The organism is Azospirillum agricola, assembly GCF_017876095.1.
GTDB classification, from domain to species: domain Bacteria; phylum Pseudomonadota; class Alphaproteobacteria; order Azospirillales; family Azospirillaceae; genus Azospirillum; species Azospirillum agricola.
On sequence record NZ_JAGINM010000034.1, the window covers coordinates 34,376 to 56,289 of the forward strand.

The window sequence follows — 21,914 nt, forward strand, 5'->3', positions numbered from 1 at the left end:
GCCCGTTCCTCTGAAATGAGGGGTTGCAGAAGGGTGATCAGTCCCCGCGCCGGATCGCCCGCGGATCCCAGATCATCGCCGCCATCAGTGCCCGCTGAGAAACGCAACGGCCGGCCTGAACGACGCGGCGTCGACGGAGCACGCCACCCAGTCCGGACAGGGCCGCGCGCAGCCCTCGCCGCACGGTGCGGGCCGACTCCCCCCGCCAACGAAACAGCAGCAGATAGGTCGTGGCCAGGACGTAGAGCGGCGCGCTCGCCAGGATCAGGGGGAAAGGCATGTTCTTCGCCAGGATCCACAGCCCGTTGCGGACGGTGTGGAACAAGCTGAAGTCGCCATACTCCTTGGTAATGCCCGAGCCGACATGGTGGACCACCGCCGCCCCAACCTGTCGGCACCCGCCGCCGACCAAGCGGATACGGAAACCGAGATCGACATCCTCGCCGTAGCAGAAGAAGGCCTCGTCAAAGCCACCCACCCGCTCGAACAGGTCGCGCCGGTACATGGCTGCGGCGGCGCAGGGCGAGAAGGTTTCCCCATCCGCAAAGGGCCGCAAGGCGGGACGTCCGACGCCACCGCGCCAGAACACCCCGAAGCCGGCGTAACGGTCACCCACCCCGTCCAGCCGGGTCGGATCATCGGCCGACAGTTGGGTTGAACCAAACATCGCCACATCGGGATAGGTAGCCGCCGCATCAAGCAGCGCGCGCAGCCAGCCCGGCTCTGCGAATGCATCCGGGTTGAGCGTGACGATCCAGGGGGCTTCGGCCCCACGCGCACCGGTGTTGTTGGCGGCGGCAAAACCGGTGTTCTCCGACAGGCGGATCAGGGAAAAACGCGGGTCGTCCGGCAGTTGGATAGCGTCAGCGTCGCGCGAGGCGTTGTCGACCACCACCGTCTCGAACCGCTCCTCGGTCTGAAGAGCCAGAGCAGCAAGGCAGCGGTTGACGTAGGCGGCCGAGTTGTAGCTGACAACGATCACCCGCGCCAGCGGCCGCGTATCGCAATTGTTTATTTTCATGATTTAATGGCTTCAAAGAATGAAATCAAAGGCCGTGAAGCCATAGTTGGCGATGTTCACCTGGATGCGGAAATCGGCAACGCGATCGCCGTCCACGTCGCCCTCGATCAGGGTGACCGCACCGGACACCGTATAGCGCAGTTGCCCAGCGGCCGAAAATCCTGCTGTTCCGATGAAGGTGAAGGTGTCGTTGACGGGCGTGGCGGTGATGGCGTCGATCTCCGACACGTCGATGCGGTCGCCCTCCGCCCCGATGGTGCCGTAGCCGGCCATTCCCAGCAGTGCCTGGGCGGCGACGGCAGGGCCGTTGAAGTTGATGATGACGTCGGGGCTGGCGAGCGTCGATTCGTTGAGGTTGCGCACCGAGAACCAGTCGGCGCCGGTACCCCCATCCAGCAGGTCGGCCCCGTAGCCGCCGATCAGCGTGTCGTTGCCGGCCCCACCCAGCAGCACGTCGTCGTGGGATAGGGTCGAAGAGGCGGGCACCGCGATGGCGTGGGTGCGGTCGGAATAGACGTCGCCGAACAGGATGTCATCGCCCTCGCCACCGCGCAGCACGTCGGCTCCCATCCCGCCATAGAGCGTGTCGTTGCCGGCACCGCCGTCGAGCCAGTCGACCCCCTCGCCGGCGTCCAGCCAGTCGTTGCCGGCCTCGCCCAGCAGCGTGTCGTTGCCCGACACGTCGATGATGTCGCCGTTCAGCCGGTCGTCGCCGGCACCGCCGAACAACAGGTCATTGCCGGCGCCGCCGTCAAGGGTGTCCATCCCGGCTCCGCCCAGCAGCGCATCGTTGCCGGTTCCACCAAACAGTTGATCGTTGCCGGCCAACCCGCTGATGGTGTCGTTTCCGGCCCCGCCGCCCAGCACGTCGGCGTTGTCAGTGCCAACCAGATAATCGTTCCCGGCGGTCGCCGCCGCCGACACAGGCACACCGCTCAAAGCGGGAAAGGAAAAAGTCACCAACGAACCCACCGGGAACAGCCCGTCGGTCGCCTGGAGCATCTCGACGCCGCTCAGCGTGTCGGCGCCGTCGGCGCCGGTGACCACCAGATCGCCGCTGCCGTCGAAGGCGAGGGCGTAGGCGCTGAGGGCGCCGGCCAGAACGAAGGTGTCGATGCCGTCCAGCCCCGTGACGCTGTCGTTGCCAACGGTGCCGCTGAGGGTGTCGTTGCCGACGGTGCCGGCGACTGCATCGGCCCCAGGCCCCAGTGCCGACGCGGCGCGCAGCGGTCGGCGCTCGACAAAGCCGTGGATGATGTAGTGCTCCAGCGCGGCGGCGGCGTCGCCTCCGACCACGGCCGCCACGTCCGGGTTGGCCGCCAGATACGCAGCCGCGTCGAAGCGGATGCTCCGCCCTTCCGAGGCGCCGAACTGGACGTAGTGCCGGGCACCCGCCGCCGCGTCGAAGCCGAAGACGGCCACGAGGTCGGGGTTGGCGGCCAGATAGGCGCGCGCGTCGAACCGGGTGGTGCGCCCTTCGGCAAAGCCGCACCAAGCGTAGTGGAGCAGCGCTGCCGCCGGATCGGCGCCGACGGCGGCGCGCACGTCCGCATTGGCCGCGAGGTAGGCGTAGGGATCGAAGCCGCCGGTTGTCCGCCCCTCGCGCAGGCCGTTGGTCAGGTAATGGCGTTCCGCCGCCTGGGCGTCGACCCCGACGGCGGCCAGCACGTCGGGGTTCGACCCCAGATAGCCGTAGACGTCGAAGCCCGTGGTCGTGCGCCGCTCGTTCCGCCCCGACTGGGCGTAATGTCGGGCGGCGGCGACGGTGTCGGTGCCGAAGGCCAGGGCGAGGTCGCGGTTCCCAGCCAGATAGCCCAGCGCATCGAAGGCGACGGCGGCGGTCGCCGTGGTCCGCCCGTCGATGGTGACGGTCTCGACCCCCGCCAGGATGTCGGTGGCCCGGGTGGACACCACCGCGTGGCGCCCGTCGCCCAAGGCGACCACGACCGGGATTTCCGCTTGGTAGGCACCGTCGCGCAGGGCATAGCGCCGGGGGTCGGCGCCGTAGATGGCGCGATCGCTCCCCGCCCCGCCGTCAAAGGAGCGGCCGGCCGGAACACCCATGTAGAAGACGTCGTCGCCCTCGGCGCCGACGATCTCGGTCAATCCCTGGAAGACGCGGACGCCGAGCCGGTCGAGCTGGCCAGCGGGCAGGACGACGTCGATGCCCTCGATCCGGTAGCGCTGGGCGCCGGCGCCGTCGCGGTCGGTCAGACCGGTGAAGCGCGCGGTCAGGGCGTTGCCGCTTCCCGTCGCGGTGTAGGTCAGGCTGGTGTCGTGCCACCGGCCGTCGACGACGCGCGCGACGGTGACGCCGGTCGCCCCGGCAGCGAGCCCGCGGGCTTCGGGCTGGGTCGTGAAGGCGTCGTGCACGAAGCCGTTCGCCAGCCGGGCCTCGTCGAAATCGAGCGCGAAGCCAGAGCCGGCCACCAACCGCGACATGCCTCAGCCCTCCCCAGGGACCTCCCGAGACCCACACCCACGAGGCCGCTCCCGGACGGAGGAATCGGGAGCGGAAACGGGTCAGACCACCTGGAGATAGGCCGGGTCTAGCGCGCCGTGGCGGAACGGGATCCAGTCCTTGTGGTCGGCGCGGTACTGCAGACCGTAGGGGTTCTTGAAGAAGATCTTCTGGAGCGGCTGGCCGCCCTCGGCGCGGGTACGGTCGATGTCGAGCAGCGGCGACGGCGCGAACACCTTCTCCCACAGCTCGGTGTTGTCGACCTCACGGCCGGCGTTCTTCACATAGTCGCGGGCGGTGTCGCTCAGCTGCCACGCCTCTTCGACCATCGCGTAATAGTCCACAGTTCCCTCGGCCATGGCCTTGCTCCAAACAAGCGTTGCAAAAGAGATCGCGCTGACATAGCGCATTTCCAGCGGCAAAGGAACTCCCTGCCGCCGCTCCAGTGTTCCGGTCCTTGGATCAGACGGTATCGACCAGCCGATCCGGCACGATGTCCCGGCGGGACTGGCGGATTGGCGCCGACAGCCGGCTCGCCGACAGGTGCTTGCCCGACAGACGCCTCCACGACCGCGTGCCGAGCAGCCGGCGGACGACGCCCCATCCGACTGCGGCCAGCCCCAGCAGGCCGACCGCCGCACCGAGCGGACCACCGATCAGCAGCCCCGCCAGCCCGGCGAGACCGGCGGTTCCGGCGCGCAGCCCGATGGTCCGCGCCGCGGCCCCGGTCCCCGGCGCCAGCCGGGGCAGCAGAACCAGCAGCAACCCGCAATCGGCGGCGGTCCGCAGACTCCAGGCGATGGCGGCGCCGGTGGCGCCGTAGCGGTCGGCCAGGAACCACAGAACACCGAGATAGACCGGCAACTCGGCCAGTTGCAGCCTTGCCGTCACGTCGACCCGCCCGACCCCTTGGATCAGGGTGTAGGGCACATAGGCAGTCGCGTTGAAGAAGACTCCCAGCGTCAGGATCGACAGGATCGGCCCGCTGTTGGCGGCGAAGGCGGGGCCGAGCCAAAGCTCCAGCACCGTGTCGCCGCCGACGATCACCCCCGCCTGGACGGCCAGGAACACGGCCAGCGTCAGATGGCCGGCGGCGTCGAGCATGCGGGGCAGGGCGGCGGGATCGCGCCGGAACAGGCTGGAGGCCAGCGGGAACAGCGCCATCGACAGGGCGCCCGGGACCACCATCAGCCGGGTCAGGATCTCGAAGGGGGTGGTATAGAAAGCCACCAAGGCGGCCGGCACCAGGCTGAGCAGGATGAAGCGGTCGGCGTACAGCATCGCCGGGCCGATCAGGTTGTTCAGCATCATCCAGGCGCTCATGGTGAACAGCCGGCGCAGGGATTGCCGGCCGTAGCGCGCCGGCCGGACCAGATCGGGCACCAGCCGGACCGCCAGCACCCCGTAGGCGACCATGCCGATCAGCCGCCCTACCGCGATGGCGGCGATGACCGGGACCAGGCTCTGGCTGAACGGCAGGACGCAGAGCGGGCTGAGGTAGTTCAGGACGCCGACGGTCATCCGCACCAGATTGATCGGCCGGAAGCGCTGGTAGGCCTCCAGCACGCCGCGCAGCCCGGCCGACACCAGGGCGATGGGGACGATGGCCGCCACCACCATCAGGCTGTCCCGGATTTCCTTGGACGGCGTGCCCGATCCCAGGAGGAAGCGGTCCGCCAGCCCCCCGGCGAGCGCGGCGACGACCCCGCCGGTCAGCAGGCCGAGCAGCGCCATGATGGCGATGGCCGGGCCGGCGATCCCCGCCGTTCCTTCCGCTCCGCCCCCCTTGTCGAGCCCGGGTCCGTCCCGTTCCGACCTTGCACCGCCCCGCCCGACCCGTTCGGCGACGATCTGGACCAGGGAACGCCCCAGCCCGAGGTCGAGCACGGCCAGATAGCCGAGCAGCGCCCAGATCAGGGTCAGGGCGCCGAAGCGCTCCATGCCGACGGCGGCGAGAAGCCACGGAATCGACAGCAGGGCCGCCAGCATCGGCAGCCCCTCGCCAAGCAGATTCCAAAGCGTGTTGCGAAACAAGGGCGGGTTCCGTACGCAGCGCACAGAGGGAGAGCGGGCATGGCCGGGACCATCACACCTCTGGCTTTCGGCTTAGGCACTATAGCGTCCCGGATAACAATTCTTATCCGTCCATCCCGAAAAAAAGGCTAACGGATTCGCCATCCTGTCACGAGATGGCACCGGTCAGCGCCCGTTCAAGCCCGGCGGCGACCCGTTCCACGTCGGCGTCGGCCATGCCGGGGAACAGCGGCAGCGACAGCGTCCGGGCGTAATGCATCATGGCCCCCGGCAGATCCGCGTCGCCGTAGCGGCGGCGCCAGAAGGGTTGGCGGTGGACCGGGATGTAATGGACCTGGCTGCCGATGCCGTCCGCGCGCAACGCCGCCATCACCCGCGCCCGCGAGCGGCCGGCGGCGGCGAAATCGATGCGGACCGCGCAGAGATGCCAGGCCGGGTCGCACCAGGGCACGGTGGCCGGGGACTCGACCAGCGGCGCCAGGGGCGCCAGCCACTCGGCGTAGAGCGCCATCAGCCGGCGACGGCGCTCCACGAAGGCGTCGAGGCGCCGGATCTGGCTGAGCGCGAGGGCTGCATGGATGTCAGACAGCCGGTGGTTGAATCCCGGCTCCGGCATCTCGTAATACCAGGGGTTCGGCATGCCGTCTGCGTCGAAGGCCGCTCCGGGATCGGCGAAGGCATGATCGGCGGCGGGATCGCCGCCCGGCGCCCGGCGCATGCCGTGGTTGCACAGGCTGCGGACCCGCGCCATCAGGCCTGGATCGTTGCCGGTGACCGCCCCGCCCTCGCCGGCGGCGATGGTCTTGACCGGATGGAAGGAGAAGACGGTGAGCGCGCTTTCGCTGCAGGCCCCAACGGGAACAGGCGCGCGGCCGGTTGCCAGCTCGACGCTGCCGACGGCGTGGCAGGCGTCCTCGACCACCGCCAGCCGCTCGGCACGGGCGAGCGCGCCCAACGCCGCCATCGGGGCAGTCTGGCCGGCGTAATGGACCGGCACCAGGGCGCGCACCCGCCATCCGGCGGCCCGGCCGCGCGCGATGGCGGCCTCGGCCTGCTCCACCCCCATCAGCCCGGTGGCGGGATCGACATCGGCGAAGGCGACCTCCGCCCCGGCGTGATGGGCGGCCGAGGCCGTGGCGAGGAAGGTGTTGGCGGGCACGACCACCGCGTCGCCCGGCCCCAGATCCAGCGCCGTGTAGGCCAGCCGCAGCGCCGCCGTGCCGTTGGCGCAGGCCACCGTGTCCCGCGCCCCGACCCGGCCGGCGAGCGCCCGCTCGAAGGCGGCGACCGCTGGCCCCTGGGTCAGCCAGTCGCCGCGCAGGACCGCCGCGACGGCGGCGATGTCCTCCTCGTCGACGCTCTGCCGACCATAGGGCAGAAAAGGGGGCGGGAAGGGCAGGGCCGCGGCGGTCACGACGCCTCGCCCAGCAGGCTGCGCAGCCGGTCGCCGTCCAGCCAGTCGTCGTTGCCGTCGCTGGCGTAGCGGAAGCCGTCGGTGACCGGGCGGGCGTCCAGCCGTTCGTAGGGGGCGTGCTGCCAGAAAGCGAAGGCCGGCTCGATGACGTAGCGGTCGGACAGCTCGTAGGTCTGGCGGGAATCGTCCTCGGTGATCATCACCTCGTGCAGCTTCTCGCCAGGCCGGATGCCGACCAGCCTGAGTGGCAGATCCGGCGCCATCGCGCGGGCGAGGTCGCCGATCCGCATGCTGGGGATTTTGGGCACGAAGATCTCGCCGCCCTGCATCATGGCGAAGCAGGACAGCACGAAATCGACGCCGTGCTGCAGGGTGATCCAGAAGCGGGTCATCCGCTCGTCGGTCACCGGCAGATGGTCGGCGCCCTGGTCGATCAGCTTGCGGAACAGCGGCACGACGCTACCGCGCGAGCCCACCACATTGCCATAGCGCACCACCGAGAAGCGCGTGTCGAGCGTCCCCGACAGGTTGTTGGCGGCGATGAAGATCTTGTCGGCCGCCAGCTTGCTGGCGCCGTAGAGATTGATCGGGTTGGCCGCCTTGTCGGTGGACAGCGCGATGACCCGGCGTACCCCCGTCGACAAGGCGGCGCGCATCACGTTCTCCGCCCCGTAGACGTTGGTGTTGATGCATTCCATCGGGTTGTATTCAGCGGCCGGCACATGCTTCAGCGCGGCGGCGTGGACGACGAAATCGACCCCGCGCATCGCCAGCTCCAGCCTTTCGCGGTCGCGCACGTCGCCGATGAAGTAGCGCAGGGTCGGCGCCCAGTCCGCCGGCATGCGCTGCTGCATCTCGTACTGCTTGAACTCGTCGCGTGAGAAGACGATGACGCGGCGCGGCTTGGCTTGGCGCATCACCGTGTCCACGAAGCGCCGCCCGAAGGAGCCGGTGCCCCCCGTCACCAGGATCGATTGCCCGTCCAGCATCCGCAGGCCGGCGGCGAGTGAGTCCTCGATGGAGGTGCCGATGGGGTCGTTCTCTCTTGTCTTCACCATCGGTTCCGCCTGTTGGTCGTGGACTGGATCGAGTCTGGGGTGTGTCTGGAAGGGATCCGATCGACCGTAACCGGGGCTTCCTGATCAGGGGGTTAATTCAGCCGGACGGCGCGCGCAAGGCGCGTCTGCCGCGCATCCCCCTCACGCTTGGGAAAGCGGCGGCAGGCGGCCGGCGTACAGATCCTCCAACAGGTGGATCTGGGCAGGCAGGCAGACCGTCTCCAGGTCGAAGCGCTCGACCACCGTGCGCCGCGCAGCGGCGGAGATCCCCGCCATCCGGCCCGGATCGTCCAGCGCCTCCTCCATCCGGTCGGCGACCACCTTGGCGTCGAAGAAATCGACCAGCAACCCGTTGCGCCCGTCCTCGATCACCTCGGCGACCGGCGGGGTGTCGGAGCCGACGATCACCGCCCCGCAGGCCATCGCCTCCAGCATCGACCAGGACAGGACAAAGGGATAGGTCAGGTAAACGTGGGCGCGCGAGATCCGCAGCACCGACAGGAAGGCGTCGTAGGGGATCTTGCCCAGGAAATGGATGCGTTCGGGATCGGGCCGGGTCTCCGCCGTCAGCTGCTCGCGCCAGGTTCCCCCTTCGGCCGGCTTGGTGCCGTAGCTGACCTCGTCGCCGCCGACCACCAGGATGTGGGTGTTCGGGCGGCGCCGCAGCAGATCCGCCGCCGCCCGCATGAAGGTCGGGAAGCCCCGGTAGGGCTCCAGGTTGCGGGCGACGTAGGTGACGACCTCGTCGGCGCGCGACAGGACGCGGCCGCCGGGCAGGGTGACCGTCGCCGCCGCGTCGGGACGGCACAGCGCGGTGTCGACACCGTCGTGAACGACCGAGATGCGGGGGCGGAAGACGGCGGGGTGCTGACGGCGCTGCCATTCGGTCGGGCTGACGCCCCAGTCCGCCGCCTCCAGCCCGGCGAGCAGCGCCGCGTTCTTGGCGCGAATCCGGCAACGCGTGTCCAGCGTCACCGGCTTTTCCGGATCGAACCCGACGTCGGAGCCGTCGGCGCGGTAGAAGAACTCGCAATAGAGCATCAGCTTGGCGTCGGGGAACACGTCCTTCAGGAACAACGCCTCGCCCCAGCCGGGATGGGCGCAGATCACGTCGGGCGTGAAGCCCTCCTTCTGCAACGCTAGCCCGGCGCGCACCGCGCCCTGACCGTGCAGGATCTGCCCCTCGAACAGGTTGATGTAGGGGTGGGTGGCGCTGCCCGGTTCGCGGGCCGGGCGGTAGACGACGCTCCGCACCCCCGGCATGCCGCGCTGGACCTTGCCGATGAAGGCGACCTGATGCGCCGGGTCGGCGGCGAAGCGACGGACCAGATGTTTGTATTGGCCGGGCGTGTTTTGGTGGACGAACAGAATTCGCATGGAGAGGCTGCGCGAAAGTGGTGGAGGCCCGACAGCCTGCGTCCTTCGGGCGTGCTTGTCGATGCCCCAAAGGGGAGGGAAGGCCTTATGATGGAGGTTCGAATCGTTCCCCGTTCCTTACCAGGGCCACAGCCATGGACCGTTGCCACCGCATCCTCGCCCGCCGGATCGGGCTTTCCAACAGCCGCTTCGACGTGATGCTCGACCATGTGGCGGGACCGGACGGGGGAGAGGTGCCGGATTTCCTGATGGTGCGGCCGAAGGTCCGGCTGGCCGGCGGCGTCGCTGGAGTATGCGTGCTGCCGGTGCTGGAGGATGGGCGCGTCGGGCTGATGCGGGTCCACCGCCCCCATTTCGCCGAGCCCCTGTGGGTCGCGCCCTCCGGCTTCGTCGAGCCGGACGAGACCGCCGAAGCCTCGGCCCTGCGTGAGTTGGAGGAGGAGGCCGGGCTGACCTGCTCGCCTGCCGACCTGCGCCCGCTGGGCCACCTGCTGCTCGACCCCGGCGTGCTGGAGGCGAGCCTCGCCCTGTTCGCTGCACCCCGGTGCCGGCCTCTGCCCGACGGTGCCCTGGCCACGCTCGAGCTGGGCGCCGGGCGCCTCATTGTGATGAGCGCCGGGGAAGCTGAGGAGCTGGCCCTGACCTCATCGGCGATGGACGGCGGCACCGTCGTCGCCTGCCTGCGCTGGATGGCCTTGCTGCGCCGGGAAGGGCACTGAAGAACGGGTAAGCTGCCTGGATTCTTGGCGCTCCCGTTCGTGGGAGCATGCCCCGTCGAATGCATGCCGGAATTCACGCAGGTATCTTATCCTGGCCCGGTGGAGCGTCTGATGTCCGCCAAGGCAATCTTCCTTTCCCCGCCGCTTCGCGGCGGGGTCACTGCCGGGTGGGCGCTTCGAACCAACCGGTAGAGCGTTTCTCCACCGTCCGCGCATCGGACTGGCCCGCTGCAGGGCCTCGGGTTTGGAGTCTTGTCGCAGGCCCCGGCGCACCCGGGTTTGGCTGACGGACTCAGCGGCAGAGCTGAGCGAATTTCCGTTCCGGGATCGGCGGCGCCGACGGGTGCAGCAGCAGCCCCTGCTCTTCGATCTCGACGCGGGCGTCGGGATAGACGGCGAGCGCCAGCTGGAGCGCCTCGATGAAGCGCTTGCGGAAGTCCCGCAGGCGGCTGTAGCCGGCGCCGAACTGCTCGAACACCGCTGGCCAGGTGATGGTCATCGAGCGCGACAGGCTATGCAGCCGGTAGGCCAGCCAGATGTAGATGTCGATGCTGGTGCTGTTGTTTTGGATGTGGCGCAGCGCCGGCTCCCAGATCGGCACCGGGTGGGCCTTCAGCTCGCGGAAGAAAGCCTCGGACAGCAGAACGCGGTCTTCCCAGAGTGACCCCTGGTCCGTTCCGGTGTTCGAGGAGAAGTGGATGCCGCCCTTGACGATGGAGCCTTTCTCGAACCCGATGCTGTGGGCGTCTTCCCAGGCGAAGGTCAGGTTGCATGCGGCGATGCGCGACGCCTGCTCACGGATGTCGCGATAGGTCTGGCCGCCCACCGACAGGCCCATGCGGTCGAGCCACTCGTGCATGCTGCGGCCGAGCTCGACCTCGCGGCTGTCGGTCTGGATCGCGCGGGTTTGCAGATAGAGGAGGATCATGCGCGCGCGACTGCCGTAGGGCACGCCGTAGAGCTTGAAGCCTCCGTTGCGGATCGGCAGTCGTCCAGGCTCGATCAGCAAGCGGATCTTATGACCACGGCGCTCCCAGGGCTGGTCATCGGGAAGACGACGATGGGGAAGAGCCGTCAGTGCGAAGCCTGAATAGGTGATGCCGAGCTCTTGGCGCTCCTCTTCCATGACCGCGGCAGCGACATCGACCAGCGACCGCTTCTCCGGATCCGGTTGAAGTGCCCTGGCTTGGTCTCGGCCAAGCTGGCTGATCAGATTGTGTATCTGCCCCATAGCGGCTGACCTTGGAACGACTTTGTGGAAAACGCTATATCACGGCGGGTCGACCTCAGCAATTTGGAGTCTTGTCGCTCAAACTATTTGTTAGATTATTTGATTCAGTTATTAGTTTGCGCGACAAGACTCCAGTGGCGAATCGCGAGTCGCGCGACAAGACTCCAGAATTGCCGCGACAAGACTCCAGCGGATAGCCCACGCGGCCTGTGGATTTTTCCTGGCACGCGACAAGACTCCAGGGGAAAAGCTTGGTTCTATGGGCGAATCGCTTGTAAAGAGCGGTTTTCCGAGTCGCAACGCTGTTTGGTGCACCCTCCGTGTCTCTGTGAATCGGGCGATGCTTGGAGTTCTGTCGCGCCCTCCTTCCGCAGAAGGGCCGGTGGGGGGGATCTGGCAGGGGGGGCGCGACAAGACTCCAAGCCTGAGCGTAGCGATCGGTGGGAGGTTTGGAGTCTTGTCTCTCCCCCTTCGGTCGGGCGGCACCGTCTGTTCCGGCGGAGAGTCCCGGTCGGGTAGCCGCCGGAGGGGTGCTTGTGGTCGCGGAAGAGCGCGGTCTATAAGGGAAACTGCTTGGGTTGCGGGGCGGTGTCCGCCGTGGCGGCCATGGCGTTCCTTGGCAAAACACGTTTCAAGGCGGCAGGATGAACGGCGTTTCCACGCAGAAGATCGTACCGGTGCTGCTGTCAGGCGGCTCCGGCTCCCGTCTCTGGCCCTTGTCGCGGGAGCTGTATCCCAAGCAGTTCCTTCCCCTGTGCTCCGATCGCTCGATGCTTCAGGACACCGCGCTGCGGGTCGGCAACGCGGTCGCCTTCACGGCGCCGCTCGTCGTCTGCAACCAGGAGCACCGTTTTCTCGTGGCCGAGCAACTGCGCCAGTCCGGCGTTGCGCCGCGCGGCATTGTGCTGGAGCCGGTGGGGCGCAACACGGCGGCGGCCTGTGCTGTCGCGGCGCTGAACATTGCTGCGACCGATCCCGACGCCCTGCTGCTGGTGCTGCCGGCTGACCACCAGATCCGCGATGTCGCGGCCTTCCACGAGGCCATCGGGGTCGCGGTGCGCGCGGCGCGGACGGACCGGCTGGTCACCTTCGGCATCGCCCCGACGGTGCCGGAGACCGGGTACGGCTACATCCGTCGGGGTGGCTTCCTGAACGACGCCGACGGCGCCTTCGCGGTCGCGGCCTTCGTCGAGAAGCCGACGCTGGAGGTCGCCAAGGGCTATCTGGCCGACGGCGGCTACGCCTGGAACAGCGGGATGTTCCTGTTCCCCGCCGCCCTTCTGCTGGCCGAGCTGGAGCGCCACGCCCCGGCGGTGGTCGCCGCCGGACGCGAGGCGCTGGAGAAGGGCGTCTCCGACCTCGACTTCTTCCGGCTCGACACCGACGCCTTCGCCAAGGCGCCGGGCATCTCCATCGACTACGCGGTGATGGAGCGGACCGACCGCGCCGCCGTCGTGCCCTGCGACATTGGCTGGACCGACGTCGGCGCTTGGTCAGCCCTGTGGGACGTCGGGGTCAAGGACGACCAGGGCAACGTCGTCGTCGGCGACGTGCTGCTGGACGGCGCGCGCGATTGCTACGTGCGCAGCGACAACCACCTCACCGCCGTGGTCGGGGTGGAGAACGCCGTGGTGGTCGTGGTCGACGACGCCGTCCTGGTTGCCGACCGCGACCATGCGCAGGACGTCAAGCGCATCGTCGACCGGCTGAAGGCGTCGGGGCGCGGCGAGTCGGTGAATCACCGCAAGGTCCACCGGCCCTGGGGCGCCTACCAGTCGCTGCACACCGGCGAGCGGTTCCAGGTGAAGAGCCTGACCATCGCCCCCGGTTCGCGGCTGTCCCTGCAGAAGCACCATCACCGAGCTGAGCACTGGGTGGTCGTCAACGGGACCGCCTTGGTGACGCGCGACGCGGAGCAGGTCCTGGTCTACGAGAACCAGTCCATCTACATCCCGATCGGGACGATTCACCGCCTGGAGAATCCCGGCAAGGTGCCGCTGACCATCATCGAGGTGCAATCGGGATCCTATCTGGGCGAAGACGACATCGTCCGGCTCGAGGATTCCTATGGGCGGAACTGACGCGCTTCCCGCCTGAGCGCGGGAAATGGTCCTTCCCAACGCCGCGCGGGACCGCCGGGAAACCGGCGCGTGTCCGCGTCGGCGATTCAACCGGAAAATCCAGCGACGGCCCCGCCGAGTCTCCGGGGCGAAGCCATGTGCGAACGGCGCCGCCCCGACGGACGGATGAAAAACACGCGCTCCCGTCGGGAAAATCCGGGATTCGCGCGGCTCTCCAGAGCCGGTGCGACATTATTTCCTGATTTCCTTTGCATGAGTTCGAAGATGGCCTTGGTTTCGGCCTGGTCCTTGTTGACGTAGGCGAAGTCGTCGAAGATCAGCAGGTGGTACTTGTCGAGCTTGGCGATCGCCGATTCCAAAGCGAGGTCGCGCCGGGCGATCTGCAGCTTCTGTACGAGATCGGTGGTCCGGGCGAACAGGACGCGCCAGCCGTTTTCCACCAACGCGTAGCCGATGGCGGCGAGATGGCTTTTGCCGCCGCCGAGCGGCCCGAACAGGATCAGGTTGGCGCCCTTTTCCAGCCAGCTGTCCCCGGCGGTGAACGCCATGACCTGGGCCTTGCTGACCATCGGCAGGGCGCCGAACTCGAAGGTTTCCAGCGTTTTGCCCGGTGGCAGGCGGGCCTCGTCGAGGTGGCTTTCGATCCGGCGCCGGGCCCGTTCGGCCATTTCATGCTCGGTGAGCGCGGCGAGGAAGCGGGCGGCGGCCGACAGGCTGTCGCTGCGGTGCTCGGCCGGCACGCCGCCGAGCGACCACAGCGCGTTCTACAGCCCTTCGGCCAAAGCGACGAATCTCTCGCCACCCAGCAGGACATGGGCGTGCTCCCAGCTGGAATAGGCGAGGCGGAAATGGTGGAGGCGATGGTCGAGGAACTGCCCGGCGACCGTGACGGCAAGTTCAGCCATGTCGGTGAAATCGGACAGACCCATGCGGCCGGGCACATGCTCCTGCCGGAAGACGACGTCCTGCTCGGGCCCGTTGACCGCCCGCCAACACGGATGCGCCGCTCCAGCGTGCGGCGGACGCCCTCGCTCAGTTCGGGATGGCGCCGGCGTATTTCGGCGAACACGGCGATCGCCCGCAAACCGGGGGCGGCCTTGAGCATCGGCACGACCTCGCTGATCGAGTACACCCCGACCCAGTCGGGGACCTACTACCTGTTCGCAGGCGCCTTCGGGAACAACGGCACCGGCACCTACCGGGTGGGCGTGATCGCTCCGACCCGGACGGTCGTCTTCCCGTCGACCCGCGGGACGATCGCCTACGAGGGCGAACAGGACGAGTTCACGGTCTCCCTGTCCGCCGGCAGCCGTTATCAGATCGACCTGGAAGGCAGCGCCACCGACCAGGGCACGCTGAGCAACCCGTATCTGCGGATCCTGAACAGCAGCGGCGCCCGCCTCAAATACGACGACGATTCGGGTAAGGGCCTCAATTCGCAGCTGGTCCTCTCGCCGACCTCCTCGGGCACCTATCGGCTCCAGGCATCGGGTTACGGCTCGTCGCGCGGCAGCTACACCTTGTCGGTGTCGCAGATCGGCTGACCGGGGAACGCGGCGGCGGCCCTCCGCGACCGCCGCCGTCCACCCCCGGCCGCCACCATCGGGTGTGATTTCGGTGGGGCCGGACACCCTGTCCCGATGACCGGGCTTGGTCGTCCCCCACCGATTCGGGTACAAAAAACGGGTGGAACCCGGCGATGGACGCCCGCTCCGCAGCCTCTTTGCCTTTCCGAGAGCGTGTGATGATTGTCGACCCGCAGGGCGGCCTGGACGACCGCATTCCCGAACTCTACGCCGACGGGGTCCTCGACATCGGTTTCGGCAACGGCATGGTCCGCATCGACCTGTTCAGCCTGTCCCCCCTGCGCAAGGACGAGAACGGGCAGCCGCGTCCCGCCATCCGGCAGCGCGTCGTCATGAGCCTCCAGGGCTTCCTGTCCAGCCTCGGCGCCATGGACGGCATGCGCCAGCGTTTGGAGGCGGCTGGAGTCCTGGTTCCCAACGGGGTTTCCGGTGGTGTTCTTGGCGGCCCGCCCGCCGACGCGGTTCCGCCCCCGCCCGTTCCGTTCGCGGCTGCGCCGAAGGAGGGCGGGGCGCTGTCCTCCCCGGTTGCTGCTCCTGCGCCGTCGGTGCCGTCCCCGCCCAAATCACCCAATTTCGGTTGACCGCCGTGCCGGACGCCAGCTCATCGCCGCTCGACCAGCGCGCCGCCGCGTCCCGGGACGCTTCCGCCTCTCCGCCTCCCCGGCAGGACAGCGCGTTGCGTTGCCTCGCCCTGGTGACCCGCCACCACGGGCTGCCGCCGCCGGCCCCTGTTCCGGCGGCCGGCGGCTCCGATGAACCATCCACCGCCGAGCTGCTGCGCATCGCCGGCGAGGCTGGCTTGAAGGCGAGCGCACGGCGTCTGGGCTGGAAGGATTTGCAGGCGCTTCCGCCTGTCTTTCCCCTGCTGGCCCGGCTGAGGAATGGCAACACCGTCATCCTGGTCGGCGTCTCCCGGCCGGCCGGGGACGCCGACCCGACGGTCGGCGTCGTCGACCCGCTGGCCGACCGGCTCGACGTGATCGACGTGCCGCGCGACCGCTTCCTGGAGCGCTGGGATGGCGAGCTGGTCTTCCTGAAGCCGCGCCACGGCATCGCCGACCCGCGCCAGCCCTTCGGCCTGCGCTGGTTCGTTCCGGAAATCCTCAAGCAGGGTGCCGCCTTCCGCGACGTGATCGTGGCGGCGCTGGTGCTGCACGGTCTGGCGCTGATCGTTCCGGTCTATTTCCAGATCGTGATCGACAAGGTGCTGGTGCACGAGGCGATCACCACGCTCCAGGTGCTGACCGTCGGCGTGCTGGCGGCCCTGCTGTTCGAGGCGGCCTTTCGCTTCCTGCGCCAGTTCATCCTGCTGTCGGCGGCCAACAAGATCGACATCCGGCTGCTCAACCGCACCTTCGGCCATCTGCTTGACCTGCCGATCACCTTCTTCGACGGCAATTCGGCCGGCGTCACCGTGCGCCACATGCAGCAGGTCGAGCGCATCCGCGAGTTCCTGACTGGCAACCTGCTGTCCACCGTGCTGGATTCGCTGGTTCTGCTGGTCTTCCTGCCGGTCCTGTTTTTCTATTCGGTCAAGCTGACGCTGATCGCGCTGCTGTTCGCGGCGCTGATCGCCGGGGTGGTGGTGGCGCTGGTGCCGGTCTACCAGAAGCGGCTGCGCGACCTCTACAGCGCCGACGCCGAGCGCCAGGCCATGCTGGTGGAGACCATCCACGGCATGCGCACCGTCAAGTCCTCGGCCCTGGAGCCGACCCAGCGCCGGCTGTGGGACCGCAAGGCGGCGCGCGCGGTGACCAGCCATTACCGGGTCGGTCGCATCTCCATCGCCGCCCGCACGGTGACCGAGTTCCTGGAGAAGGCGATGCTGGTCGCGGTGGTCGCGGTCGGCGCCTTCGACGTCTTCGACCGCCAGCTCTCGGTCGGCGCGCTGATCGCCTTCCAGATGCTGTCGGGCCGGGTGGTCACGCCGCTGGTGCAGATCGTCTCGCTGATCCACCAGTACCAGGAGACCGCTCTGTCGGTGCGCATGCTGGGCGAGGTGATGAACCACCCGGCCGAGCCCCGGCGCGAGGGCATCGGCGCCCACCCGGTGCTGGCCGGGCGGATCGACGTCGCCGACCTGGGATTCCGCTACGACCGCCACCGCCCGGCGGCGCTGAAGGGGGTGTCGCTGCCGATCCCCGCCGGGTCGGTCGTCGGGCTGGTCGGGCGCAGCGGTTCCGGGAAAAGCACGCTGATGCGGCTGCTCCAGGGCTTCTACCCGGTGCAGGAGGGCTCGATCCGCTACGACGGCGTCGACATCCGCGAGATGGACCTGTCGCACCTGCGGCGCTCCATCGGCGTCGTGCTCCAGGAGAATTTCCTGTTCCGCGGCAGCATCCGCGAGAACATCGCCATGACTCGCCCCGACGCCACCCGCGAGGAGGTCATCGAAGCCGCCACGCTGGCCGGTGCCGACGAGTTTGTCCAGAACCTGCCCGACGGCTACGACACCATCGTGGAGGAAGGCGCGTCCAACCTGTCGGGCGGGCAGAAGCAGCGCATCGCCATTGCTCGCGCCCTCCTGCCGCGGCCGCGCATCCTGATCCTCGACGAGGCGACCAGCGCGCTCGACCCCGACAGCGAGGCGGTGGTGATGGCCAACCTGACCCGCATCGCCCAGGGGCGCACCGTGCTGATCGTCACCCACCGGCTGTCCACCTTGACCGGCTGCGACAGCATCGCCGTGCTGGAGAAGGGCCGGGTGATCGACCGCGCCCCCCACGCCGTCCTGCTGGAGCGCTGCGGCGAGTACCGCCACCTCTGGCAGCAACAGAACCGGCGGGGAGGCTGAGCGCGATGAGCCTGTTCCCCCGTTCCGAAACCAGGCTGCCCGCCGGCTTCGCCGTCGATTTCCTGCCCGACGGGGCGGCCATCGAGCACGCCCCGCCGCATTGGCTGGCCCGCTCCACCCTCTACGTCCTGGCGGCGCTGCTCGGGGCCGGGCTGTTGTGGTCGGCGCTGTCGCAGGTCGACCGCGTCGTCACCGCTGGCGGGCGGCTGATCACCACCGCCCCCACCATCGTGGCGCAGCCGCTGGAGACCGCCATCGTCCGCTCCATCGACGTGGCGGCGGGCGACGCGGTGCGGGCCGGCGACCGGCTGGCGACGCTGGATCCGACCTTCGCGGCGGCGGATCTGGCCGATCTCGCCGCCCGGCTGGTCAGCCTGGACGCCCACATCGGCCGGTTGCGCGCCGAGATCGACGGCGGCGTCTTCCGCGCCGAGGCCGGCAACGCCGACGCGGCGCTGCAGGACACCATCCTGGAGCGCCGTCGCGCCGAATACGTCGCCCGGCTGACCGCGCTGGACGAGAAGGCGGCCCAGGCCCAGGCGGTGATCGCCACCAGCCGCCGCTCGCAGAGCGGGCTGGCCGAGCGGCTCTCCGTGATCGAGGAGGTCGAGACGATCCGCCGCCAGTCCCAGCAGCGCCAGACCGGATCGCTGCTGAACCTGCTGGAGGCGCGCAGCGAGCGCCTGCGCGTGCGCGACGATCTCGCCGCCCTTCAGGACCGCGAGCGCGAGGCTGGGCACGAGCTGAAGGCGGTGCAGGCCGAACGCTCCGCCTTCGTCGACGAATGGCGCCGCAAGGCGTCCGAGGAACTGGTCGAGCAGACCCGCCAGCGGGGCACGCTGGTCGAGCAGATCGCCAAGGCCGAGCGCCGCCGCTCGCTGGTCACCATGACGGCGCCGGTCGACGCGGTGGTGCTGGAGGTGGCGAAACGCTCGGTCGGTTCGGTCGTCAAGGAGGCCGAGCCGTTGGTCACCCTGGTGCCGAGCGACGTGCCGCTGGAGGTCGAGGCCGACATCCCGTCGCGCGACGTCGGGCTGGTCCGGGTCGGCGACGTGGTGCGGGTGAAGCTGGACGCCTTCCCCTTCCAGCGCCATGGCACGCTCGCGGGCGAGGTGCGCACCATCAGCGCCGACGCCTTCCAGCGCGAGGCCAAGGACGGCGGCGGCGCCGTGTTCCGCGCGCGGGTGCGGCTGCTGGCGACCCGGCCGGACGGCGTTCCGGAGGGCACCCGCCTCAGCCCCGGCATGGTGGCCTCGGCCGAGATCCGCATCGGCACGCGCTCGGTGCTGTCCTATTTCCTCTACCCGGTGATCCGGGCTCTCGACGAGAGCATCCGCGAGCCCTGAGGGCGGTTCCCCAAGGGAACGCCGGAGGATCGCCTCAGGGCGTCGCGGCCTGCGCGGCGCGCGGCAGACGATCGACCAGGAGGGCTTCCAGCCGGGTTTTCAGCCAGCGGCGCGCCGGTTTTTCCAGACAAACGAAGGTCACCAGCGAGGCGGCCACGGTGACGGCGAGATAGAGCGCCAGTTGGAGGCCGTGGGGAAGGCCGAGTCCGGCGAGGCGCGGCTGCAGGGCCCTGAGCAGGAAGAAGTGCAGGATGTAGGTGGCGTAGCTGGCCTCCCCCAGCCAGATCAGCGGGCGGCTCGCCAGAACGCTTCCCAGCCAGTCGCGCCCGCCAGCGACCGACAGGATCAGCAGTGCGAAGAGGGGCATCAGCAAGCCGTTGCTGACCATCAGGTCGGGCGTGCCGAGCGTTCGCCAGAAGCAGCCGAACAGCACCGCCAGCCCCACCGCCGCCACGCCGCCCCAGGCCGGAACCCGCACCCCCATGGTGAAGACGCGGGCCAGCAGGATGCCGGCGATGAATTCGGGCAGGCGCAGCAGCGGCGTGTACTGGATGAAGGCGTTCGCCAGGATCAGCCGTTCCGGGCTCTGCGCGACCCAATGCTGGACCGCCGGGCTGTAGCTGTAGAGGGCCGGCGCCAGCAGGGCCAGGGGGTAGAGCAGCGCCGCGACGGCGACCAGCCGGCCGGTGCCGAGCCGTGCGACGGCGGCGGCGATCAGGGGGAAGCCCAGATAGAAGAAGGCTTCGGACGACAGCGACCAGCCCGGGCAGTTCCATTGGCAGGAGGTCCAGGGCGTCCATGCCTGTAGCAGGGTCGCGTTGCCGAACAGCGTCCCCAAAAGCTGCGCCTGCGTCCGCAGGCCGACCGAAATGAGATCGACGCTGTCCTGCCAGAAGCTCGGGAAGGTGAGCGCGAGGCCGAGCAGGTAGACGGGGTAGATGCGGGCGAAGCGGGCGATCATGAACCGTCGCCGTCCGGCCCGGCTGGTGCTGTCGCGGTCCGTGTACTGGTAGCCCAGAACGAAGCCCGACAGCATGAAGAACAGCCCGACGCCGACGAACCCCATGCTGACGAACTCGAACGCCGGCAGCGGCACGTCGGGTAGGAACAGCGGCCGGACGTGGAACAGCACCACCCAGAGGGCGGCGAAGAAGCGCAGGCCCGTGAGACCGTCGAGGCTGGGCTTGGAATGGGCGTTGGTCATGGCGGAGCCTGCGGTGGTGGGCCTGGGGAGGCGGCGGGCGGTGGGGGCAGGGCGTCGGAAATCAGAACGGTGCGCGCCTCACGCCATCTCGCTGGCGGGGGTCATGCGGCGTGGCAGAAGGATGGATTTCAGGCGCAGGGCCGGCTGCTCCACCAGCTTCCAGGACACCACCGCCATCGCCAACGTGGCGGCGAAGGACACGGCGATGAAGGCCGGTAGGCTCAGCCCGGGGGCGTGGTTCATCACGGTCTGCTGGATCGGAAAAGCGAAGATGTAGATGCCGTAGGACACGTCGCCGTGCTTGGCGAAGATCCCCAGGCCGGGGATGCGGGCAAAGGCGACGAAGTGGACCAGATAGGGCAGCAGCAGGAAGAACACGGTCTCGCCGGCCGGTGTGTAGCGGCAGGCGACGATGGCGACGACGCAGAGGAGCGCCAGATCCCAGCGGACCGGAACCTTGTCCCGCGCTACGTAGAGCAGGCTGCCCATGAAGAAGAAGAAGGCGAGCCGCAGCGTCGAGTAGAGCGGGATGGAGCCGAGCAGGACGCCGCCCTGCTTCTCCCAACGCCAGCCCCAATGGACGGTGAGGTTGAGGCGGAGAAGGAACAGGACCGCAACCAGCGCGATCAACCAGCGCACTGTCAGGACGCGGGCCAGCCCGAGCCCGACCACCAGCGCGTACATGAAGACTTCGACTGGCAGGGTCCACAGCGAGCCGTTAACCATGAAGGGGTCGGGCAGCGTTTCGAACACCCCCGGCAGCACCGCCGAGGACTGGAAAACCGTCGCGTTCAGCAGGTAGGCCGAGGTCAGCGGATGCCGCCAGTACTCGGCGAGCGGCAGCGTGGTGTTGAGCGGCCCGATCACCAGGATCGTGAACAGCACGGCGAAGACCAGCCCCGGCAGGATGCGCAGGACGCGCGCGAGCGCGTAGGCGCCGAGCGAGCGCGCGTTCTGGAAGGAGCCGGTGATCAGGAAGCCGCTGATGACGAAGAAGATGCAGACCGCCAGCCCGCCGCCGGTGTCCACTCCCCCGCTCCAGGCCGCGAAGAACTCGTTCGGCGTGCCGGAGAGCGGCCAGGAATGGCTCACCAGCACCAGCGTGGCGGCGGCGAAGCGGATGAAGTCGAAATTGTTGTGCCGGCTGCGCAGGGAAGCGCCGATCGCATCGTATTTGGAAGTGTCCGGAGAGGTCTGCATGGGGCGCTCTGACTGGCAGCGGCAAGCCCGCAGCTATAGCACAGGCTTGTCCACCCGCGAACCTCTCCCAAGAGCATCGGACAACGCCGGGCTGTGGCGTGGCGGCCCGCCCACACTGCCCCGTGGGCGGGCGGACGGATCAGGCGAAGAAGCGCTCGTGGAAACAGGCGATGGTGCGCTCCAGCATGGTGGACACGCCGGGATTGCCGAGGTTGAGCGGGCCGAGTTTGTCCTTGCGGCATGGAAGCCGGGTTGGATAAACCTTCCTCCATAAGGGGAAGACCATGCGTATTGCGATGATTGGCACGGGCTATGTCGGCCTGGTGTCGGGTGCCTGCTTCTCGGAGTTCGGCGTCCACGTCACCTGCGTCGACAAGGACGCCGGCAA

18 protein-coding genes and 1 pseudogene are annotated in these 21,914 nt (G+C 68.8%); 7 read left to right on the forward strand and 12 right to left on the reverse strand.

Translation table 11 applies throughout. The features are described 5' to 3' along the window. Window positions 1-37: 37 nt before the first annotated feature. The 7 genes from J2847_RS31105 to J2847_RS31135 all read right to left on the reverse strand — a co-directional run bounded on the left by J2847_RS31105 (window position 38) and on the right by J2847_RS31135 (window position 9,365). Window positions 38-1,021 (reverse strand): glycosyltransferase family 2 protein, encoded by a 984-nt coding sequence (locus tag J2847_RS31105; protein ID WP_209782603.1) that lies wholly within the window; start codon window positions 1,019-1,021, stop codon window positions 38-40. A 12-nt stretch (window positions 1,022-1,033) separates the two neighbouring features. After that, entirely contained in the window at window positions 1,034-3,463 is a 2,430-nt protein-coding gene (locus J2847_RS31110) for a calcium-binding protein (RefSeq protein ID WP_209782604.1), read from the reverse strand. A gap of 81 nt (window positions 3,464-3,544) precedes the next feature. Continuing rightward, on the reverse strand, window positions 3,545-3,841 hold the full coding sequence (locus tag J2847_RS31115) for a hypothetical protein (protein ID WP_126999957.1): 297 nt from the start codon (window positions 3,839-3,841) through the stop codon (window positions 3,545-3,547). A 103-nt stretch (window positions 3,842-3,944) separates the two neighbouring features. After that, a complete protein-coding gene (locus tag J2847_RS31120) occupies window positions 3,945-5,516 on the reverse strand; it encodes a flippase (protein ID WP_233474903.1) in 1,572 nt (523 codons plus the stop codon). 148 nt (window positions 5,517-5,664) lie between these two features. Next, a complete protein-coding gene (gene pseC, locus J2847_RS31125) occupies window positions 5,665-6,930 on the reverse strand; it encodes a UDP-4-amino-4,6-dideoxy-N-acetyl-beta-L-altrosamine transaminase (protein WP_325169524.1) in 1,266 nt (421 codons plus the stop codon). Then, complete coding sequence (pseB, locus tag J2847_RS31130) at window positions 6,927-7,988, reverse strand: UDP-N-acetylglucosamine 4,6-dehydratase (inverting) (RefSeq protein ID WP_233474904.1); 1,062 nt, start codon at window positions 7,986-7,988, stop codon at window positions 6,927-6,929. The genes pseC and pseB overlap by 4 nt, the downstream gene beginning before the upstream one ends. Before the next feature lie 141 nt (window positions 7,989-8,129). Then, window positions 8,130-9,365 (reverse strand): glycosyltransferase family 4 protein, encoded by a 1,236-nt coding sequence (locus tag J2847_RS31135; protein WP_209782605.1) that lies wholly within the window; start codon window positions 9,363-9,365, stop codon window positions 8,130-8,132. Window positions 9,366-9,499: 134 nt separating this feature from the next. Here J2847_RS31135 and J2847_RS31140 point away from each other — a divergent pair, with 134 nt between their 5' ends. Continuing rightward, window positions 9,500-10,084, forward strand: coding sequence for an NUDIX hydrolase (locus tag J2847_RS31140; protein ID WP_209782606.1), 585 nt, complete (start codon window positions 9,500-9,502; stop codon window positions 10,082-10,084). A gap of 292 nt (window positions 10,085-10,376) precedes the next feature. On the opposite strand, the gene J2847_RS31145 is transcribed toward J2847_RS31140, so the two are convergent. Then, the gene (locus J2847_RS31145) at window positions 10,377-11,315 is read right to left on the reverse strand and encodes a replication protein RepA (protein ID WP_209782607.1); all 939 of its coding nucleotides are present in this window, start codon (window positions 11,313-11,315) and stop codon (window positions 10,377-10,379) included. 644 nt (window positions 11,316-11,959) lie between these two features. On the opposite strand from J2847_RS31145, the gene J2847_RS31150 reads away from it, so the two are divergent. Beyond that, entirely contained in the window at window positions 11,960-13,396 is a 1,437-nt protein-coding gene (locus tag J2847_RS31150) for a mannose-1-phosphate guanylyltransferase/mannose-6-phosphate isomerase (RefSeq protein ID WP_209782608.1), read from the forward strand. Window positions 13,397-13,482: 86 nt separating this feature from the next. Here the strand turns inward: J2847_RS31150 and J2847_RS31155 are convergent, their stop codons facing one another. Together J2847_RS31155 and J2847_RS31160 are read right to left on the reverse strand one after the other, a co-directional pair. After that, window positions 13,483-14,064, reverse strand: a complete 582-nt coding sequence (locus tag J2847_RS31155) for an ATP-binding protein (protein ID WP_209782621.1) — start codon at window positions 14,062-14,064, stop codon at window positions 13,483-13,485. 33 nt (window positions 14,065-14,097) lie between these two features. Further along, window positions 14,098-14,513: pseudogene (locus J2847_RS31160) on the reverse strand (IS21 family transposase); the annotation flags it as partial. Between J2847_RS31160 and J2847_RS31165 the strand changes: the two are divergent. The 4 genes from J2847_RS31165 (at window position 14,494) to J2847_RS31180 (ending at window position 19,122) form a co-directional block, all read left to right on the forward strand. Continuing rightward, a complete protein-coding gene (locus J2847_RS31165) occupies window positions 14,494-14,940 on the forward strand; it encodes a pre-peptidase C-terminal domain-containing protein (protein ID WP_209782609.1) in 447 nt (148 codons plus the stop codon). The pseudogene J2847_RS31160 and the gene J2847_RS31165 sit on opposite strands and share 20 nt — an antisense overlap. Window positions 14,941-15,140: 200 nt before the next feature. Then, window positions 15,141-15,563 carry a hypothetical protein gene (locus J2847_RS31170; RefSeq protein WP_209782610.1) on the forward strand — a complete coding sequence of 141 codons (423 nt, stop codon included), beginning with the start codon at window positions 15,141-15,143 and terminating at the stop codon, window positions 15,561-15,563. Between the two features lie 95 nt (window positions 15,564-15,658). Continuing rightward, window positions 15,659-17,776 carry a peptidase domain-containing ABC transporter gene (locus tag J2847_RS31175; RefSeq protein ID WP_233474905.1) on the forward strand — a complete coding sequence of 706 codons (2,118 nt, stop codon included), beginning with the start codon at window positions 15,659-15,661 and terminating at the stop codon, window positions 17,774-17,776. Between the two features lie 5 nt (window positions 17,777-17,781). Continuing rightward, window positions 17,782-19,122, forward strand: a complete 1,341-nt coding sequence (locus J2847_RS31180) for an HlyD family type I secretion periplasmic adaptor subunit (protein ID WP_209782612.1) — start codon at window positions 17,782-17,784, stop codon at window positions 19,120-19,122. Between the two features lie 34 nt (window positions 19,123-19,156). On the opposite strand, the gene J2847_RS31185 is transcribed toward J2847_RS31180, so the two are convergent. Both J2847_RS31185 and J2847_RS31190 read right to left on the reverse strand, forming a co-directional pair. Next, window positions 19,157-20,326: an acyltransferase family protein gene (locus J2847_RS31185; RefSeq protein WP_209782613.1), complete on the reverse strand. Its 1,170-nt coding sequence runs from the start codon at window positions 20,324-20,326 to the stop codon at window positions 19,157-19,159. A 78-nt stretch (window positions 20,327-20,404) separates the two neighbouring features. After that, a complete protein-coding gene (locus J2847_RS31190; protein WP_209782614.1) occupies window positions 20,405-21,526 on the reverse strand; it encodes an acyltransferase family protein in 1,122 nt (373 codons plus the stop codon). A gap of 284 nt (window positions 21,527-21,810) precedes the next feature. On the opposite strand from J2847_RS31190, the gene J2847_RS31195 reads away from it, so the two are divergent. Further along, the coding region (locus J2847_RS31195) for an NAD-binding protein (RefSeq protein ID WP_209780498.1) at window positions 21,811-21,914 on the forward strand (104 nt) is incomplete at its 3' end.

What these genes read in the sequence shown, in the direction of transcription:
- J2847_RS31105 (WP_209782603.1), bottom strand. Translation starts at nt 1,021, where the DNA reads ATGAAAATAAACAATTGCGATACGCGGCCGCTGGCGCGGGTGATCGTT.
- J2847_RS31110 (WP_209782604.1), bottom strand. Translation starts at nt 3,463, where the DNA reads ATGTCGCGGTTGGTGGCCGGCTCTGGCTTCGCGCTCGATTTCGACGAG.
- J2847_RS31115 (WP_126999957.1), bottom strand. Translation starts at nt 3,841, where the DNA reads ATGGCCGAGGGAACTGTGGACTATTACGCGATGGTCGAAGAGGCGTGG.
- pseB (WP_233474904.1), bottom strand. Translation starts at nt 7,988, where the DNA reads ATGGTGAAGACAAGAGAGAACGACCCCATCGGCACCTCCATCGAGGAC.
- J2847_RS31135 (WP_209782605.1), bottom strand. Translation starts at nt 9,365, where the DNA reads ATGCGAATTCTGTTCGTCCACCAAAACACGCCCGGCCAATACAAACAT.
- J2847_RS31140 (WP_209782606.1), top strand. Translation starts at nt 9,500, where the DNA reads ATGGACCGTTGCCACCGCATCCTCGCCCGCCGGATCGGGCTTTCCAAC.
- J2847_RS31145 (WP_209782607.1), bottom strand. Translation starts at nt 11,315, where the DNA reads ATGGGGCAGATACACAATCTGATCAGCCAGCTTGGCCGAGACCAAGCC.
- J2847_RS31150 (WP_209782608.1), top strand. Translation starts at nt 11,960, where the DNA reads ATGAACGGCGTTTCCACGCAGAAGATCGTACCGGTGCTGCTGTCAGGC.
- J2847_RS31155 (WP_209782621.1), bottom strand. Translation starts at nt 14,064, where the DNA reads ATGGCCGAACGGGCCCGGCGCCGGATCGAAAGCCACCTCGACGAGGCC.
- J2847_RS31170 (WP_209782610.1), top strand. Translation starts at nt 15,141, where the DNA reads ATGATTGTCGACCCGCAGGGCGGCCTGGACGACCGCATTCCCGAACTC.
- J2847_RS31180 (WP_209782612.1), top strand. Translation starts at nt 17,782, where the DNA reads ATGAGCCTGTTCCCCCGTTCCGAAACCAGGCTGCCCGCCGGCTTCGCC.
- J2847_RS31185 (WP_209782613.1), bottom strand. Translation starts at nt 20,326, where the DNA reads ATGACCAACGCCCATTCCAAGCCCAGCCTCGACGGTCTCACGGGCCTG.
- J2847_RS31190 (WP_209782614.1), bottom strand. Translation starts at nt 21,526, where the DNA reads ATGCAGACCTCTCCGGACACTTCCAAATACGATGCGATCGGCGCTTCC.